The following is a 16,302-nucleotide window of genomic DNA, read 5'->3' as shown; positions in this document are numbered from 1 at the left end:
CGTCGCGTACGGTGCGTCAGCTCGTCCAGCGGTACCCGAGCTCCGGCCGGCCCGGCGTCCCGTAGCGCGGCACGCGCTCCACCTGCCCGACGTCGGCGAGGTACTCGAGGTAGCGGCGTGCCGTCACGCGCGACACGTCGAGCGCGCCCGAGACCTCGGCCGCCGAGACGCCGTCGGCGGCGCCGGTCGCCACGCCGTCGCCCCGCGCGATCCCGCGCACGAGGTCGAGGGTCTCCGCCGACATGCCCTTGGGCAGCCGGGCGTCGGATGCGGGGGAGCGCAGGGCCGCGAGCGCCCGGTCCACCTGCAGCTGGGTGGTGCTCCCGCTGCCCGCCCCGAGCCCCTCGCGGTAGCCGACGTAGGCCGCCATCTTCTCCGCGAACGCCGCGAACGTGAACGGCTTGATGAGGTACTGCACGATGCCCGCGGTCACCGAGCTGCGCACGACGGCCTGGTCCCGCACCGCGGTCACGGCCACGACGTCGGTCGCGCGCCCGGCCGCCCGCAACCGGCGGCAGACCTCGAGCCCGTGCATGTCGGGCAGCGTCATGTCGAGCAGCACGAGGTCGATCCCGTCGTGCCCGGCCTCCGCGACGAGCCGCAGCGCCTCGCCGCCCGTGTGCGCCACGCCGGTCACCTCGAACCCCTCGAGCCGGCCGACGTAGAGGGCGTGGGCCTCGGCGGTCAGCGCGTCGTCGTCGACGACCAGGACGCGGATCACGCGCGTACCCCGCCGTCGCGCGCGTCGGCCGCGTCGGCGCCCGCGGCGTCCTGATCCGCGGGCAGCACGACCCGCACGCGCGCCCCGCCCAGCCGCACGTCCGCGTCGCCCACCTCGACCCGTCCGCCGAGCCGGGCGGCCGAGCGGGCCACGAGCGCGAGGCCCACGCCGCGCGGCCCGGCGTCTCCCGCCTTGGTCGTGACCCCGAACTCCAGCACGCGCGGCCGCACCGCGGGATCCACGCCCGGTCCGTCGTCCGCCACCTCGACGACGAGCCCGCCCGCCTCGGTCCGCGACAGCGAGAGCTCGACGCGGCCGCGGTCGTCCCCGCGCGCCGTCGCGACCGACGGATCCGCCGCCGCGTCGATCGCGTTGTCGACGAGGTTCCCGACGATCGTGACCAGCTCCGTCGCGGGCACGCCCGGGTCGCCCGTGCCGTCGGCCACCCGCACGGAGAGCTCCACGCCGCGCTCGGCCGCCTGCGCGGTCTTGCCGCGCACGAGCGCCCGGACGACGGGATCCGCGTCCGCCGCCAGCCCGCCCTCCGATGCTCGCCTGTCCGTCTCGAGCTCCGCGGCCGCGAGCGCGAGCGCCTCGCGCGGCCGCTCCAGCTCGATGAGCGACACGATGGTGTGCAGCCGGTTCGCGAACTCGTGGGTCTGCGCCCGCATGGCGTCCGAGAGGGTCCGCAGCGTCGCGAGCTCGCCCGACAGGCGCTGGATCTCCGTCCGGTCCCGCAGCGTCGTCACCGTCCCGAGCCGCGCGGCGCTTCCGGTGCGGCCGGTGGGCAGCGCCGGCCGCTGCGTCACCACGAGGACGCGCCCGCCGGGCAGGTGCACGACCTCGTCGGCCGTCGTGCCCGCGACGAGCAGCCGCTCGATCGCGGGCGGCAGCCCCAGCTCGCGGATCTCGACGGGACCGGTGGCGGGATCCAGCTCGAGGTCGAGCAGCTCGGCGGCCTGGTCGTTGTGGAGCACGAGCCGCCGGTCGCGGTCGACGAGCACGATGCCCTCGCCGACCGAGTGCAGCACCGACTCGTAGTACGCGAGCATGCGCGCCATCTCCTCGGGCCCGAGCCCCCACGTCGTCCGCTCGAGCGACCGGCTGAGGAGCACGGCCCCCGCCGCGAGGAGCAGCGCGAGCGCCCCGACGGTGCCGACGAGCCCGGGGAGGCGCGCGCCGAGCACCTCGGTGACGCGGTCGACGGTGACGCCGGCCGCGACCAGCCCGACGATGCCGCCGGCCGCGTCGCGCACGGGGACGACCGCGCGCACGCTGGGGCCCAGCGTCCCCGTGAAGGTCTCGGTCATCGACCGCCCGGCGAGCGCGGGGCCCGTGGTGCCGAGGTACCTGCGGCCGATCTCGTCCGGGTCGGGGTGGGTCACGCGCACGGTGTCGCGGTCCATGATCGTGACGAAGTCGACCCCGGTGTCGCGCGTCACGTCGAGCGAGTAGTCGAGGAGGGCCGCCGTGGGATCCGCGGACGCGAGCCCCTCCGCCACCCGCGGCGAGTCGGCCACGGTCGTCGCGACCGCCAGGCTCCGGTCGGCGGCGGCCTGCTGGGCGCGCTGCCGGGAGTCCGTCCAGAGCGCCGCGGTGGCGACGACCGCGACGAGGAGCAGGACCGCGAGCTGGACGACCAGCAGCCGGGCCGCGATCCCGCGGGGGAGGCCGATCGGAGCGCGGCGGAGCCGGTCGGCGAACGCGCGTCCGGCCATGCTGCCCCCTCGCGTCCGCGGCCGGCACCCGGCAGGAACATTATGAACACAACGCCGGAGCGCCCCCGCGCGTGGGCCATCCTGTCGAGGACCGCCTTGCGCACCCGTGCGCGGGCGCCGCTCACGAGACAAGGACGTCCCATGACCAACCCCATCGCCGCGCTCCGTCGCCTGGACCGCCAGCACTACCTCTACATCGCCGTCATCGTCGCGGTGCTGCTCGGCATCACGGTCGGGCTCGTCGCCCCCGAGACGGGCGTCGCCCTGAAGCCCGTCGGGGACGCGTTCGTCGCCCTCATCAAGATGATGATCGCGCCCATCATCTTCTGCACCATCGTGCTCGGCGTCGGCTCGGTCGCGAAGGCCGCCACGGTCGGTCGGGTCGGCGGGCTCGCGCTCCTCTACTTCATCGTGATGTCGACGTTCGCGCTGGCGATCGGCCTCGTGGTCGGCAACCTCATCCACCCGGGCGAGGGGCTCGACCTCAGCGGCCTGCGCGCGCCGGAGGGCTCGACGGAGGCGGCGGGCGAGACGGACTTCCTCCTCTCGATCATCCCCACGTCGCTGCTGTCGTCGCTCACCTCGGGCAGCATCCTGCAGACGCTCTTCGTGGCGCTCCTCGTCGGCTTCGCCCTGCAGCAGCTCGGGAAGCGCGGCGAGCCCGTGCTCGAGGGGATCCGCAACATCCAGATCCTCGTGTTCCGCATCCTCAGCATGGTGATGTGGGTGGCCCCGCTCGGCGCGTTCGGCGCGATCGCGGCGGTCGTCGGCGCCACCGGGTTCCAGGCGGTCATCAGCCTCGCGACCCTCATGATCGGCTTCTACATCACGTGCGCGCTGTTCATCGTCGTGATCCTCGGCTCGCTCCTCTGGTTCGTCACCCGCGTCAGCATCTTCAAGCTGATGAAGTACCTCGGCCGCGAGTACCTCCTCATCGTGTCCACGTCCTCGTCCGAGGTCGCGCTGCCGCGCCTCATCGCGAAGATGGAGCACGTCGGCGTCTCCAAGCCCGTCGTCGGCATCACGGTCCCCACGGGCTACTCGTTCAACCTCGACGGCACGGCCATCTACCTCACGATGGCGTCGCTCTTCATCGCGAGCGCGCTCGGCAGCCCGTTGGCCCTCGGCGAGCAGGTGTCGCTCCTCGTCTTCATGATCATCGCGTCGAAGGGCGCGGCGGGCGTGACGGGCGCCGGCCTCGCGACCCTCGCGGGCGGCCTGCAGTCGCACCGCCCCGACCTCGTGGACGGCGTCGGCCTCATCGTCGGCATCGACCGGTTCATGTCCGAGGCGCGCGCGCTCACGAACTTCACCGGCAACGCTGTCGCCACGCTCCTCATCGGCACCTGGACCCGCGGCATCGACGCCGACCGCGTCGCCCTCGTCCTCGGCGGTGGCGACCCGTTCGACGAGAAGACCATGGGCACCGATCACGGGGACGAGCTGAAGGCCCCGGCCGAGGCGCTCGAGGCCGACGTCACGCGCGCAGGCGAGCTCGGCGAGGAGCCGCGCGGCACCGCCCGCTGACCCGGAGCGGGGCCACGCCCGGGTGCCGCCCACCGTGGTCCCGGCCGTGTCCGATCCGTTACGCTGTCAGGTCACAGGAGGTACGACCATGGATGGACGCGAAGAGGGTCACGGCGCCACGCGCGTGCCCGAGCAGTACACGAGCACGGACACCACGGCCACCTTCCGCGATGAGCTCGGAGCGGCCCTCGCGGGTCTCGACGGCGCCGTCTCGGCCGAGGAGAAGGACGCTGTCACGGCGCTCCCCTCGGGATCCGCCCTCCTCGTGGTCCGCCGCGGCCCCAACCAGGGCGCGCGCTTCCTCCTCGACGCCGACGTGACCGTGGCCGGCCGCCATCCCGACGCCGACATCTTCCTCGACGACGTCACCGTGTCCCGCCGCCATGCGGAGTTCGTCCGGCAGGGCACGTCGTTTCAGGTGAAGGACCTCGGCTCGCTCAACGGCACCTACTTCGACGGCGTGCGGATCGACACCGCGCTCCTCCAGGACGGCGCGGAGGTCCAGGTCGGCAAGTTCCGCCTCACGTTCTACGCATCGCGCACCGACCTCGTCGGCCGGACGAACGAGTAGTGCCGGCGTCCGCCGCCCGGTCGACGCCAGCCCGCACCCCCGGTCTCCTCAGCATCGGGCAGGTGCTGGCGCGCCTCACGCCGGAGTTCCCCGACCTCACCAACAGCAAGCTCCGCTTCCTCGAGGAGCAGGGGCTCGTGCAGCCGTCCCGCACGGAGTCCGGCTACCGCAAGTTCAGCCCCGCCGACGTCGAGCGCCTGCGCACCGTCCTCGGGATGCAGCGCGACCACTATCTCCCGCTCAAGGTCATCCGCTCCTACCTGCACGACCTCGACGCCGGGCTCTCGCCCGCTCTTCCCGGCGGCACGCCGGTCCCGACCGTCTCCATGCTCGACCAGGAGCGCCGCTACAGCCGGGCGGAGCTCGTGCGCGAGTCCGGCGCCACCGCCCCGCTCCTCGGCGACGCCATCACGGCCGGCGTGCTCATGCCTGCCGAGGTGTACGGCGAGGAGGCGGTGCAGGTGATGCGCGCGCTCGTCGAGCTGCAGCGCACCGGCATCGAGCCGCGTCACCTCCGCGGCTTCCGCCAGGCGGCCGAGCGCGAGCTGAGCCTCATCGAGTCGGCCCTGGTGCCCGTGTCCCGCCGACGTGACGCGTCGAGCCGGGCGCATGCCGCGGAGCTCGCGCGCGAGATCGCCACGCAGCTCGAGGTCGTGCGGGGGAGCCTCATCCGGTCCGCCCTCGGCCGTCTCTCGTCCTGATCGGGCTCGCGCGAACGGACGCGGCCGGTAGGCTGACGTGTCCGCACGGGGCCGTCCGCACGCCGGAGGGGCCCGTCGGGACCGGTCCATGCGCACCCCCGACGGGGGCGCGGCGGAGGGCCGGGACGACACGCCGGGAGCTTCCGCCGGATGTCGTTGATCGGGCCCGCGGGCCCCGCTACCGTGAGAACACGATCCCGACGAACCGACCCGAGCAGCGCGAGAACCCCACCGGGGCGAGCGCTGAGGGGTGGAAGGCAGAACGATGAGCGACTCCACCCCGGACTCCGGGCGCTACGACCTCGGTCTGCTCTTCACCGACGGCCTCCCCGAGATGGACGCGAGCGCCGGATACCGCGGTGCCGTCGCCGCCCGGGCAGCCGGGATCACGTACCGCCAGCTCGACTACTGGGCCCGCACGGGCCTCGTCGAGCCCACCGTCCGCGGGGCCTCCGGCTCCGGCACGCAGCGCCTCTACGGCTTCCGCGACATCCTCGTCCTCAAGCTCGTCAAGCGCCTCCTCGACACCGGCATCTCCCTGCAGCAGATCCGCACCGCCGTGAACCAGCTCCGCGAGTCCGGCGTCGTCGACCTCGCGCAGACCACGCTCATGAGCGACGGCGCCAGCGTCTACCTCTGCACCAGCAACGACGAGGTCATCGACCTCGTGAGCCGCGGCCAGGGCGTGTTCGGCATCGCCGTCGGCAAGGTCCTCCGTGAGGTCGAGCACTCCCTCGTCGAGATCGACACGCAGACCGTGGATCCCACCGACGAGCTCGCGGCCCGCCGCGCCGTCAAGGCGTCCTAGACCGGAGCACCCGCTCCACCCGCCGGCGCCCCTCCACGGTCAGCGGACGCGCTCGGCTGCCGCGCGCCTCGCGCACCGCAGTCGACACCGCTCACCGGCGCGCTCATGTCGTCGGCCGGCGGGGATCCGCCCGCATGCGCCTCGGACGACGACGCCGCCCCTCGAGGAGGAGCGGCGTCCGGGGGAGCGAGCGGATCAGCGCGCGGCGTTCTCCGCGTAGTCGCCGATCTTCGCCGTGCGCATGATGCGCTCCAGCAGCTGGTCGAAGTTGCGCGCCATCTCCTGCGCGCTCTCGCCCGGCCAAACGTGGAGCGGCTTGGCGGCGCCCTGCGCCTGCTGGAGCGACGTGCGCTCGGGCAGCTGCGGGCTCAGCACGAGCGGGCCGAACATGTCGCGGAGCTCCTTGATGCGGAACTGGTGCTCGAGCGACTGCACGCGAGCGCGGTTGACGATGATGCCGAGGGGCTGCAGACGCGGGGAGAGGCCGCGACGGATCTCCTCGATGGCGCGGAGCGCGCGATCGGCGGCCGCGACGGAGAAGAGGCCGGGCTCGGTGACGACGGTGACGCGGTCGCTCGCCGCCCAGGCCGTGCGCGTGAGGGCGTTGAGGGAGGGCGCGCAGTCGATGAGCACGAGGTCGTAGTCGGCCTCGACGTTGGCGAGCGCCTCCTCGAGCTTCCAGATGTCGCGGATGCTGGGGTGCGGTCCGTCGAAGTTGATGGCCGACGGGCTGCCGATCATGACGTCGATGGTGCCGGGGCGGCCCTTGGTCCAGCCGCTGGGCGCGATGGCTGCGCGGACGATCTTCTCCTTGGGGGAGGCCAGCACGTCGGCGACGTTGAGGTGGCCAGCGACCTGGATGTCCATGCCCGTGGACACGTCGGCCTGCGGGTCGAGGTCGACCACGAGGGTCCTCAAGCCGCGGGAGAAGGCGGCGGACGCCAGTCCCAGGGTCACTGTGGTCTTTCCCACGCCCCCCTTGAGGGAGCTGACGCTCAGTACATGCACGTGGGAGAGGCTACCGTCGATACTCTGGGAAGACCTAAACGCGGGGGTCCCGAAGCCCCTCTCGACGGAAGGCCCCGCCATGTTCGAGAAGATCCTCGTCGCCAACCGCGGGGAGATCGCGATCCGCGCGTTCCGTGCCGCAGTCGAGCTGGGCGCCCGCACGGTCGCCGTCTACCCGCACGAGGACCGGCACTCGCTGCACCGCCTCAAGGCGGACGAGGCGTACCTCATCGGCGAGGAGGGGCACCCCGTCCGGGCGTACCTCGACGTCGACGAGATCATCCGCGTGGCGAAGGAGTCGGGCGCCGACGCGATCTACCCGGGGTACGGCTTCCTGTCGGAGAACCCGGACCTGGCGCGCGCCGCGGCGGCGAACGGCATCGTCTTCATCGGCCCCGACGCCCGCGTGCTCGAGATGGCCGGCAACAAGGTCACGGCCAAGGAGCACGCGACCGCCGCCGGCGTGCCGGTCCTCGCGTCGACGCCGCCGTCGACCGACGTGGAGCTGCTGCTCGAGCAGGCGGCGGCCATCGGCTTCCCGATCTTCGCCAAGGCCGTCGCGGGCGGCGGCGGCCGCGGCATGCGGCGCGTCGAGCGCGCCGAGGACCTCGAGGACGCGCTCCGGGCCGCGATGCGCGAGGCCGACAGCGCCTTCGGCGACCCCACGATGTTCCTCGAGCAGGCCGTGCTGCGGCCCCGGCACATCGAGGTGCAGATCCTCGCCGACGCCACGGGGGAGACCGTGCACCTCTTCGAGCGGGACTGCTCGGTGCAGCGCCGGCACCAGAAGGTCGTGGAGATCGCGCCCGCGCCGAACCTGGATCCCGCGATCCGCGACGCCATGCACGCGCACGCGATCGCGTTCGCCCGGAGCATCGGCTACGTCAACGCCGGCACGGTCGAGTTCCTGCTCGACACGGACGGGCCGCGGGCGGGGCAGCACGTCTTCATCGAGATGAACCCGCGCATCCAGGTGGAGCACACGGTGACCGAGGAGGTCACCGACGTCGATCTCGTGCAGTCGCAGATGCGCATCGCGGCGGGGGAGACGCTCGAGGGTCTCGGCCTCCGCCAGGACGCGATCGTGCTGCGCGGCGCGGCGCTCCAGTGCCGCATCACGACCGAGGACCCGGCGCAGGGCTTCCGGCCGGACACCGGCAAGATCACGACGTACCGCTCGCCGGGCGGCGGCGGGATCCGCATCGACGGCGGCACGGTCGCGACCGGCGCGCAGATCAGCCCGCACTTCGACTCGATGCTCGCGAAGCTGACGTGCCGCGGGCGCGACTTCCCGGCCGCCGTGACGCGGGCCAAGCGCGCCCTGGCCGAGTTCCGGATCCGCGGCGTCTCCACGAACATCCCGTTCCTGCAGGGCGTGCTCGACGACCCCGACTTCCAGGCGGGCGACATCAGCACGTCCTTCATCGACGAGCGGCCGGGCCTCGTGCGCAGCAACGTGTCGAAGGACCGCGGCACGAAGATCCTCAACTGGCTCGCCGACGTCACCGTCAACCAGCCGAACGGGCCGCGCACCGCGGTGGTCCGGCCCGCCGACAAGCTGCCCGACGTCGACCTCCGGCAGCCCGCGCCCGCGGGATCCCGCCAGCGGCTCCTCGAGCTCGGACCGCGCGGCTTCGCCGAGGCCCTCCGCGCGCAGACCGCCCTCGCGGTCACGGAGACGACGTTCCGCGACGCCCACCAGTCGCTGCTCGCGACGCGCGTGCGCACCCGCGACCTCGTGGCCGTCGCCCCGTACGTCGCGCGCACTACGCCCGAGCTGCTCTCCGTCGAGGCCTGGGGCGGCGCCACGTACGACGTCGCGCTGCGGTTCCTCGGCGAGGACCCGTGGGAGCGGCTCGCGTCGCTCCGCGAGGCGCTGCCGAACGTCGCGATCCAGATGCTGCTGCGCGGCGCCAACACCGTGGGCTACACGCCGTACCCGACGGAGGTCACCGACGCGTTCGTGCAGGAGGCCGCCGCGACCGGCGTCGACGTGTTCCGGATCTTCGACGCGCTCAACGACGTCGAGCGGATGCGACCGGCCATCGACTCCGTCCTCGCCACCGGCACCACGGTGGCCGAGGTGGCCCTCTGCTACACGGGCAACCTGCTGGATCCCGCCGAGGACCTCTACACGCTCGACTACTACCTCGGTCTCGCCGAGCGGAGCGTGGCCGCCGGCGCGCACATCCTCGCGATCAAGGACATGGCCGGGCTCCTGCGTCCCGCCGCGGCAGAGCGGCTCGTCACCGCGCTCCGCCGCGAGTTCGACCTGCCCGTGCACGTGCACACGCACGACACCGCGGGCGGCCAGCTCGCGACCCTGCTCGCGGCCAGCCGTGCCGGGGCCGACGCGGTCGATGTCGCGAGCGCACCGATGTCCGGCACCACGAGCCAGCCGTCCCTGTCCGCGCTCGTCGCGGCCCTCGCCGACACGGAGCGCGACACGGGCCTCTCGCTCGACGCGGTGAGCGACCTCGAGCCGTACTGGGAGGCGGTGCGCCGCCTCTACCGGCCGTTCGAGTCCGGGCTCGCCGGGCCGACCGGGCGCGTCTACCGGCACGAGATCCCGGGCGGTCAGCTCTCGAACCTGCGGCAGCAGGCGATCGCGCTCGGGCTCGCCGACGACTTCGAGCTCATCGAGGACATGTACGCCGCGGCCGACCGGATCCTCGGCCGCATCCCGAAGGTCACGCCGTCGTCCAAGGTGGTCGGCGACCTCGCCCTCCAGCTGGCCGCCGCGAAGGCCGACCCGGCCGACTTCGAGCGCAACCCGCAGGACTACGACATCCCCGACTCGGTGGTCGGCTTCATGGCGGGCGAGCTGGGCGACCTGCCCGGCGGCTGGCCGGAGCCCTTCCGCACCCGGGTCCTCCAGGGACGCGACGTGCGCATCGGCGTCACACCCGTGTCCGCCGAGGACCGCGCCGCCCTCGAGGCACCGGGAGCCGCCCGGCGCCGCACGCTCAACCACCTCCTCTTCCCGCAGCCGACGGAGCAGTTCGAGACCATCCGCGAGCTGTTCGGCGACCTCTCCGTGCTCGACACGGACGACTACCTGCACGGCCTGCGCCCGGGGCAGGAGCACGCGGTGCGGATCAGCCGGGGCGTCGAGGTCCTCATCGCCCTGGAGGCCGTGGGCGACGCCGACGAGTCGGGCATGCGGACCGTCATGGTCGTCATGAACGGCCAGCTCCGCCCCGTGTTCGTGCGCGACCGCGGCATCGCCGTCACCACGACCGCCGCCGAGCGCGGCGACCCGGCGAAGCCCGGCCACGTCTCGGCGCCGTTCTCCGGCGTCGTCACGCTGAAGGTGGAGGAGGGCCAGGTCGTCGCCGCCGGCCAGCCCGTCGCGTCCATCGAGGCGATGAAGATGGAGGCGGCCATCACGTCGCCCGTCGCGGGACGCGTCGCGCGCCTCGCGGTGCCGACCACGCAGCAGGTCGACGCGGGCGACCTGCTCGTCGTCGTCGAGCCCTAGGAGATGAGCCACGAGATGACCGACAGCCCGCAGGACCAGCAGCAGGACGACCGCTACGACCTCGTGATCGTGGGGGCCGGATCCGGCAACTCCATCGCCGACGAGCGCTTCGCCGACCAGCGCGTGCTGCTCGTCGACGACGGCGAGCACTTCGGCGGGACGTGCCTCAACGCGGGCTGCATCCCCACGAAGATGCTCGTGCACGTGGCGGACGTCGCCGCGGAGACCCGCGACGGCGCGGCCCTCGGCATCCGCGCGTCGGTCGACGCCGTGGACTGGCCCGCCATCAGCGCCCGCGTCTTCGGCCGCATCGACGCGATCAGCGAGGGCGGCCGCGAGTGGCGCGAGAGCGGGATGGAGAACGTCACGCTGCTGCGCGAGAGCGTCGGCTTCGAGGCGCCGGGCGTGCTGGTGTCGGCGAGCGGGCAGCGGATCACCGCCGACCGGATCGTCCTCGCCGCCGGCTCCCGGCCCCGGCCGCTGCAGGCGGTCTACTCGCCCGACCCGGACATCCACGACTCCGACTCGATCATGCGCATCGCCGAGCTCCCCGCGTCGCTCCTCATCGTGGGCGGCGGCTACGTCGCGGCCGAGTTCGCGCACGTCTTCAGCCACCTCGGCGTGCACGTGACGCAGGTCGCCCGCTCCGCGCACCTCCTGGGCAACCTCGACGCCGACGTCTCCACGCGCTTCACGACGCTCGCCCGCACGCAGTGGGACGTCATCACCGACTGCGAGGTGGAGGAGATCGAGCGCGACGGCGACGTGCTCCGCTCGCGGCTCGCCTCCGGCCACCTGGTCGAGACGGAGGCCGTGCTCGTCGCCCTCGGCCGCGTCCCCAACACGGACACGCTCGCGGTCGTCAACGCGGGCTACGACCTGCACGAGGACGGCAGGGTCGTCGTCGACGACCGGCAGCGCGTGCTCGCCGGCGGCGAGCCGGTGCCCGGCGTCTTCGCGTTGGGCGACATCAGCGCCGACCACCAGCTCAAGCACGTCGCCAACCACCAGGCGCGCGTCGTGCAGCACAACCTGCTGCACCCGGACGACCTGATCGGCGGGGCGCCCGGGCCCGTGCCGCAGGCGGTCTTCTCGCGCCCGCAGATCGGCTCGTTCGGCCTCACGGAGGCGGAGGCCCGCGAGGCCGGACCCGTCGTCACGATCGAGCAGCCGTACTCGTCGACCGCGTGGGGCTGGGCGCTCGAGGACACGACGTCGTTCTGCAAGCTCGTGGTGGATCCGCGCGACGGCGGCACCATCCTCGGCGCGCACATCATCGGCTCGGACTCGGCGGCGCTGATCCAGCCGCTCCTCATGGCCGCGAGCCTCGGCCACCGGGTCACGGGGCTCGCCCGGGCGCAGTACTGGCCGCACCCGGCCGTGACGGAGATCGTCGAGAACGCCCTGCTGTCCGCGGAGTCCGCGGTGGCCGACTGGGCACGGGAGAATGGACCGGGCCTCGCGCCCGCGGGCGCCGATCGACCCTGACCGCCGGCCCGCAGGACCCACGGAAGCAGAGAATGACTGAACGACAGATCCGCCTGTTCGGCGATCCGGTGCTGAAGACCGTCTCCTCGGAGATCCACGAGATCGACGAGGGCGTGCGCGCCCTGGTCGAGGACCTCCTCGACAGCGTCCGGCCCGACGGCCGCGCCGGGGTGGCCGCCGCGCAGATCGGCGTGAACCTCCGCGCCTTCAGCTACAACGTGGGGCCGGCCTTCGGGTACGTCCTCAACCCCGTGATCGAGGAGCTGCGCGGCGAGGCCGTCCTCGTCGACGAGGGCTGCCTCTCGGTGCCGGGCCTCTGGTTCCCCACCATGCGCCACCCCGAGGCCGTGATCTCCGGTCTCGACCTCGACGGGAAGCCCGTCCGCATCGAGGGCACGGGCGTGCTCGCGCAGGCGTTCCAGCACGAGGTCGACCACCTCGACGGCCTCGTCTACCTCGACCGCCTCGACAAGCAGCGCCGCCGCGAGGCCATGAAGCAGGTCCGCGAGTCCGACTGGTTCTGAGTCGACGGCCCGCGCGTGCGCGGGCCGTCGATCCGGTCAGTGGACCAGCGAGTGGCCCTCGGTCGTCGGCGCCGCCTCGTAGATCCGCGTGATCACGTCGGCGAAGGCGTCCAGCACGACCTGGCGCTTGATGCTGAGCTTCGGCGTCAGGTGCCCGGCCGCCTCGGTGAGCTCCACCGGCAGCACGACGAACTTCCGGATGGACTCCGCGCGCGACACGGTCGCGTTCGCGGCGTCGACGGCGCGCTGCACCTCGGCGAGCACCGCCGGGTTCTGCGACGCCTGCTCGAGCGTCATCGCGGCATCCTGGCCGTTGTTCGCCAGCCAGACCTTGAGCATCTCGGGATCCAGCGTGATGAGCGCCGAGATGAACGGCCTCCGGTCGCCCGCCACCACGACCTGCCCGACGAGCGGGTTCGCGCGGATGGGGTCCTCGAGCGCGGCCGGGGCGACGTTCTTGCCGCCGGCCGTGACGATGATCTCCTTCTTGCGGCCCGTGATCGTGAGGTAGCCGTCCGCGTCGTAGCTCCCGAGGTCGCCCGTGCGGAACCAGCCGTCGTCGAAGACGGCCGCGGTCGCCTCCTCGTCCTGCCAGTACCCGTCGAAGACGTTGACGCCCTTCACCTCGATCTCGCCCTCGTCGGTGATCCGCGTGGAGACGCCCGGGAGCGCGGGGCCGACGGTGCCGATCCGGAAGCCCTTCACGAGGTTCACGCTCACGGGCGCCGTCGTCTCCGTGAGCCCGTAGCCCTCGAGGATCGTGAGGCCGAGCGACCGGTAGAAGTGCCCGAGCCGGAGGCCGAGGGGCGCGGATCCGCTGACGGCGAAGCGCACGCGCCCGCCCATCGCCTGCCGGATCTTGGAGTACACGAGCGCGTCGAAGAGCTTGTACTGGAGCTTCAGCGCGAGCGGCACGGAGCCGGCGTCGACGGCGACCGAGTGCGCGTACGCGACCTCGGCGGCCTTGCGGAAGACCTTCCCGCGGCCGGCACCCTCGGCCTTCTGCTCCGAGGAGTTGTAGACCTTCTCGAACACGCGCGGCACCGCGAGGAGGAACGTCGGCTTGAAGGACGCGAGCGCGGGCAGCAGCTGCGCGGTGTCGGCCTGGTGCCCGGTCTTCACGCCCGCCTGCACGTTGAGGATCGAGATGAAGCGCGCGAACACGTGCGCCGTCGTGATGAACAGCAGCGTGGACGCGCCGACCTGCACGACCTCCTCCATCGCGACCTCGGCGTTGCGCGAGAGCTCGACGAAGTTGGCGTGCGTGAGGATGCAGCCCTTGGGTCGGCCAGTGGTGCCCGACGTGTAGATGAGCGTCGCCATGTCCGAGCCGACCGCGATGTTGCGGCGACGCTCGATCTCGGCATCCGGCACGTCGACGCCCTGCTCGGCGAGCTTGTCCAGGTCGCCGAGGTCGATCTGCCAGACGCGACGCACCGCCGGCAGCTCCGGGTGCACCTCGTCGAAGCGCGCGAAGTGGTCGGCCGACTCGAGGATCATCGCGACCGCGCCGGAGTCCTGCATGTTCCAGTGCACCTGGCCGGGGGAGGAGGTCTCGTAGACGGGCACGAGGACGGCGCCCGCGAAGAAGACCGCGAAGTCGACGAGCGTCCACTCGTAGCGGGTCCGGCACATCATGCCGATGCGCTCGCCCGGCTCGATCCCGGCGACCACGAGGCCCTTGGCGAGGGCGACGACCTGGCGGTGGAACTCGGCAGCCGACACGTCGCTCCATCCCCCGGTCCCGTCCGGCAGCGCGAAGAGCGGAGCGTCGGGGCTCGTCCTCACGCGGTGCACCAGGACGTCGGTGATGTTGTCGTCGGGTCTCGCCTCGACGACGGCGGGCATGGTGTGCTGTTCCACGGCAACTCCCTCGGTACCGGAAATGGATGTGGTCAGCCTATCGGCGGGGGGCTCCCGGGCGCTCGTCCCCGGTCGGGGGCGTCCGGCGCGTCAGTAGGATCGACGGGCGAGACGATGAGGAAGGGCCCGCGGAGTGCATGCAATAGGGATCGACATCGGCGGGACCAAGATCGCGGGAGCCGTGGTCGACGAGCTCGGCGTCATCGCGGCGGAGGAGCGCACGCCCACGGAGGCGAGCAGCCCGGACGCGATCGTCGAGGCCGTCGTCGGCATGGTCGAGCGGCTCCGCGCCCTGCACCCCGACGTCGTCGCGGTCGGCGTCGCGGCGGCCGGCTTCATCGACGCCGCGCAGTCCACCGTCTACTACGCCCCGAACATCAACTGGCGCAACGAGCCGGTGCGCGAGAAGCTGCGCGGCCGGATCGACCTCCCCATCGTCATCGAGAACGACGCGAACGCCGCCGGCTGGGCCGAGTTCCGCTACGGCGCTGGCCGCCTCGTCAGCGACATGGTGACCCTCACCATCGGCACGGGCGTCGGCGGCGCGATCGTCGCGGACGACCGCCTGTTCCGCGGCGGCTTCGGCGCGGGCGCGGAGCTCGGCCACATGCGCGTGGTGCCCGACGGCCTGCCCTGCGGCTGCGGCGCCCGCGGCTGCATCGAGCAGTACGGATCCGGCCGCGCGCTCCTGCGCACCGCCGACGAGCTGGCCGACCTCGGCGGAACGCACGGCGAGGGACTCGCCGCCCGCCGCCGCGAGGTGGGCACGCTCACCGGCCACGACGTCAGCGACCTCATCCAGGCCGGCGACCCCGGCGCCCTCCTCGCCCTCCGCCGCCTGGGCGGCTGGCTCGGCGAGGCGGCCGCGAGCATCGGCGCGATCCTCGATCCCCAGATGTTCGTGATCGGCGGCGGCGTCGCGCAGGCGGGCGACCTGCTGCTCGACCCGATCCGCGAGGCCTACCTCGCGCACCTCCCGGCCCGCGGCTACCACCCGGAGCCGGAGTTCCGCATCGCCGAGCTCGTCAACGACGCCGGCGTCGTCGGCGCGGCGGACCTCGCCCGTCGCCACGCCGCCGCGTTGCACCACGGGGCCTGAGCCCGGTCGCCGGGCTGCGGCGTCGCGCCTGCCCGGCCGCCTATGCTTGAGGCGACCCCACCCGGAAGGTGACCGACGATGTTCTACTGGTTCATGAAGAACCTGGTCGCCGGACCCCTCCTCCGGAGCACGTTCCGGCCCTGGGTCACGGGGATCGAGAACATCCCCGCCAAGGGCGGCGTCATCCTCGCGAGCAACCACCTGTCCTTCATCGACTCGGTGTTCCTCCCGCTGCTGGTGGACCGCAACCTCGTCTTCCTCGCCAAGAGCGACTACTTCACGGGAACCGGCCTCAAGGGCTGGGCCACCAAGATGTTCTTCACGGCCACGGGCATGCTCCCCATCGACCGCTCCGGCGGCAAGGCATCCGAGGCGTCCCTCAACACCGGCCTCCGCGTGCTCGCCGAGGGCCGCATGCTCGGCATCTACCCCGAGGGCACCCGCAGCCCCGACGGCCGCATGTACCGCGGCCGCACCGGCGTCGCCCGCATGATCCTCGAGGGCGACGTCCCGGTCGTCCCGATCGCGATGATCGACACCGAGAAGGTCATGCCCATCGGCACCCGCATCCCGAAGGTCCGCCGGATTGGTGTGGTCATCGGCGAGCCGCTAGATTTCAGTAGGTTCGCCGGCCTCGAGGGAGACCGCTTCATCCTCCGCTCCATCACCGACGAGATCATGTACGAGCTCTCGAGGCTGAGCGGCCAGGAGTACGTCGACGTCTATGCGACCTCGGTCAAGGAGAAGCGCGCGAGCGCGGCCCGCTGACCGTCTCCCGCACAGCCTCCACCGC

The 16,302-nt window shown here is 72.7% G+C and carries 13 protein-coding genes; 9 read left to right on the top strand and 4 right to left on the bottom strand.

Going from position 1 to position 16,302, the window contains the following annotated elements:
- Positions 1–16 precede the first annotated feature (16 nt).
- On the bottom strand, positions 17–721 hold the full coding sequence (locus KYT88_RS09815; RefSeq protein WP_043586442.1) for a response regulator: 705 nt from the start codon (positions 719–721) through the stop codon (positions 17–19).
- On the bottom strand, positions 718–2,439 hold the full coding sequence (locus KYT88_RS09810; RefSeq protein WP_237583628.1) for a sensor histidine kinase: 1,722 nt from the start codon (positions 2,437–2,439) through the stop codon (positions 718–720). Before KYT88_RS09810 ends, KYT88_RS09815 begins: the two co-directional genes overlap by 4 nt.
- A 141-nt stretch (positions 2,440–2,580) precedes the next feature.
- On the opposite strand from KYT88_RS09810, the gene KYT88_RS09805 reads away from it, so the two are divergent.
- The 4 genes from KYT88_RS09805 to KYT88_RS09790 all read left to right on the top strand — a co-directional run bounded on the left by KYT88_RS09805 (position 2,581) and on the right by KYT88_RS09790 (position 6,046).
- The gene (locus KYT88_RS09805; RefSeq protein ID WP_043586444.1) at positions 2,581–3,966 is read left to right on the top strand and encodes a cation:dicarboxylate symporter family transporter; all 1,386 of its coding nucleotides are present in this window, start codon (positions 2,581–2,583) and stop codon (positions 3,964–3,966) included.
- An 88-nt stretch (positions 3,967–4,054) separates the two neighbouring features.
- On the top strand, positions 4,055–4,537 hold the full coding sequence (locus KYT88_RS09800; RefSeq protein ID WP_012038571.1) for an FHA domain-containing protein: 483 nt from the start codon (positions 4,055–4,057) through the stop codon (positions 4,535–4,537).
- Positions 4,537–5,238: a transcriptional regulator FtsR gene (ftsR, locus tag KYT88_RS09795; RefSeq protein WP_012038570.1), complete on the top strand. Its 702-nt coding sequence runs from the start codon at positions 4,537–4,539 to the stop codon at positions 5,236–5,238. Before KYT88_RS09800 ends, ftsR begins: the two co-directional genes overlap by 1 nt.
- A 265-nt stretch (positions 5,239–5,503) precedes the next feature.
- A complete protein-coding gene (locus KYT88_RS09790; protein WP_012038569.1) occupies positions 5,504–6,046 on the top strand; it encodes a MerR family transcriptional regulator in 543 nt (180 codons plus the stop codon).
- A 195-nt stretch (positions 6,047–6,241) separates the two neighbouring features.
- On the opposite strand, the gene KYT88_RS09785 is transcribed toward KYT88_RS09790, so the two are convergent.
- A complete protein-coding gene (locus KYT88_RS09785; protein WP_012038568.1) occupies positions 6,242–7,054 on the bottom strand; it encodes a ParA family protein in 813 nt (270 codons plus the stop codon).
- A 79-nt stretch (positions 7,055–7,133) separates the two neighbouring features.
- Here KYT88_RS09785 and KYT88_RS09780 point away from each other — a divergent pair, with 79 nt between their 5' ends.
- From KYT88_RS09780 to KYT88_RS09770, 3 genes are read left to right on the top strand one after another with little or no spacing between them, the layout of a single operon-like run.
- A complete protein-coding gene (locus tag KYT88_RS09780) occupies positions 7,134–10,535 on the top strand; it encodes a pyruvate carboxylase (protein ID WP_043586445.1) in 3,402 nt (1,133 codons plus the stop codon).
- A 15-nt stretch (positions 10,536–10,550) separates the two neighbouring features.
- Complete coding sequence (locus KYT88_RS09775) at positions 10,551–12,023, top strand: mycothione reductase (RefSeq protein WP_043586447.1); 1,473 nt, start codon at positions 10,551–10,553, stop codon at positions 12,021–12,023.
- A gap of 32 nt (positions 12,024–12,055) precedes the next feature.
- Positions 12,056–12,547 carry a peptide deformylase gene (locus KYT88_RS09770; protein WP_043586449.1) on the top strand — a complete coding sequence of 164 codons (492 nt, stop codon included), beginning with the start codon at positions 12,056–12,058 and terminating at the stop codon, positions 12,545–12,547.
- Between the two features lie 36 nt (positions 12,548–12,583).
- On the opposite strand, the gene KYT88_RS09765 is transcribed toward KYT88_RS09770, so the two are convergent.
- Positions 12,584–14,410 carry an AMP-dependent synthetase/ligase gene (locus KYT88_RS09765; protein WP_043586452.1) on the bottom strand — a complete coding sequence of 609 codons (1,827 nt, stop codon included), beginning with the start codon at positions 14,408–14,410 and terminating at the stop codon, positions 12,584–12,586.
- Positions 14,411–14,543: 133 nt separating this feature from the next.
- Here KYT88_RS09765 and KYT88_RS09760 point away from each other — a divergent pair, with 133 nt between their 5' ends.
- Entirely contained in the window at positions 14,544–15,509 is a 966-nt protein-coding gene (locus KYT88_RS09760; protein ID WP_043586454.1) for an ROK family glucokinase, read from the top strand.
- Between the two features lie 78 nt (positions 15,510–15,587).
- Positions 15,588–16,277, top strand: coding sequence for a lysophospholipid acyltransferase family protein (locus tag KYT88_RS09755; RefSeq protein ID WP_012038562.1), 690 nt, complete (start codon positions 15,588–15,590; stop codon positions 16,275–16,277).
- Positions 16,278–16,302: the final 25 nt, after the last annotated feature.

The organism is Clavibacter sp. A6099, from assembly GCF_021919125.1.
Classification (GTDB): domain Bacteria; phylum Actinomycetota; class Actinomycetes; order Actinomycetales; family Microbacteriaceae; genus Clavibacter; species Clavibacter seminis.
Note: the sequence above shows the minus strand (reverse complement) of the source record. Positions and strands in the feature narration are given on the sequence as shown.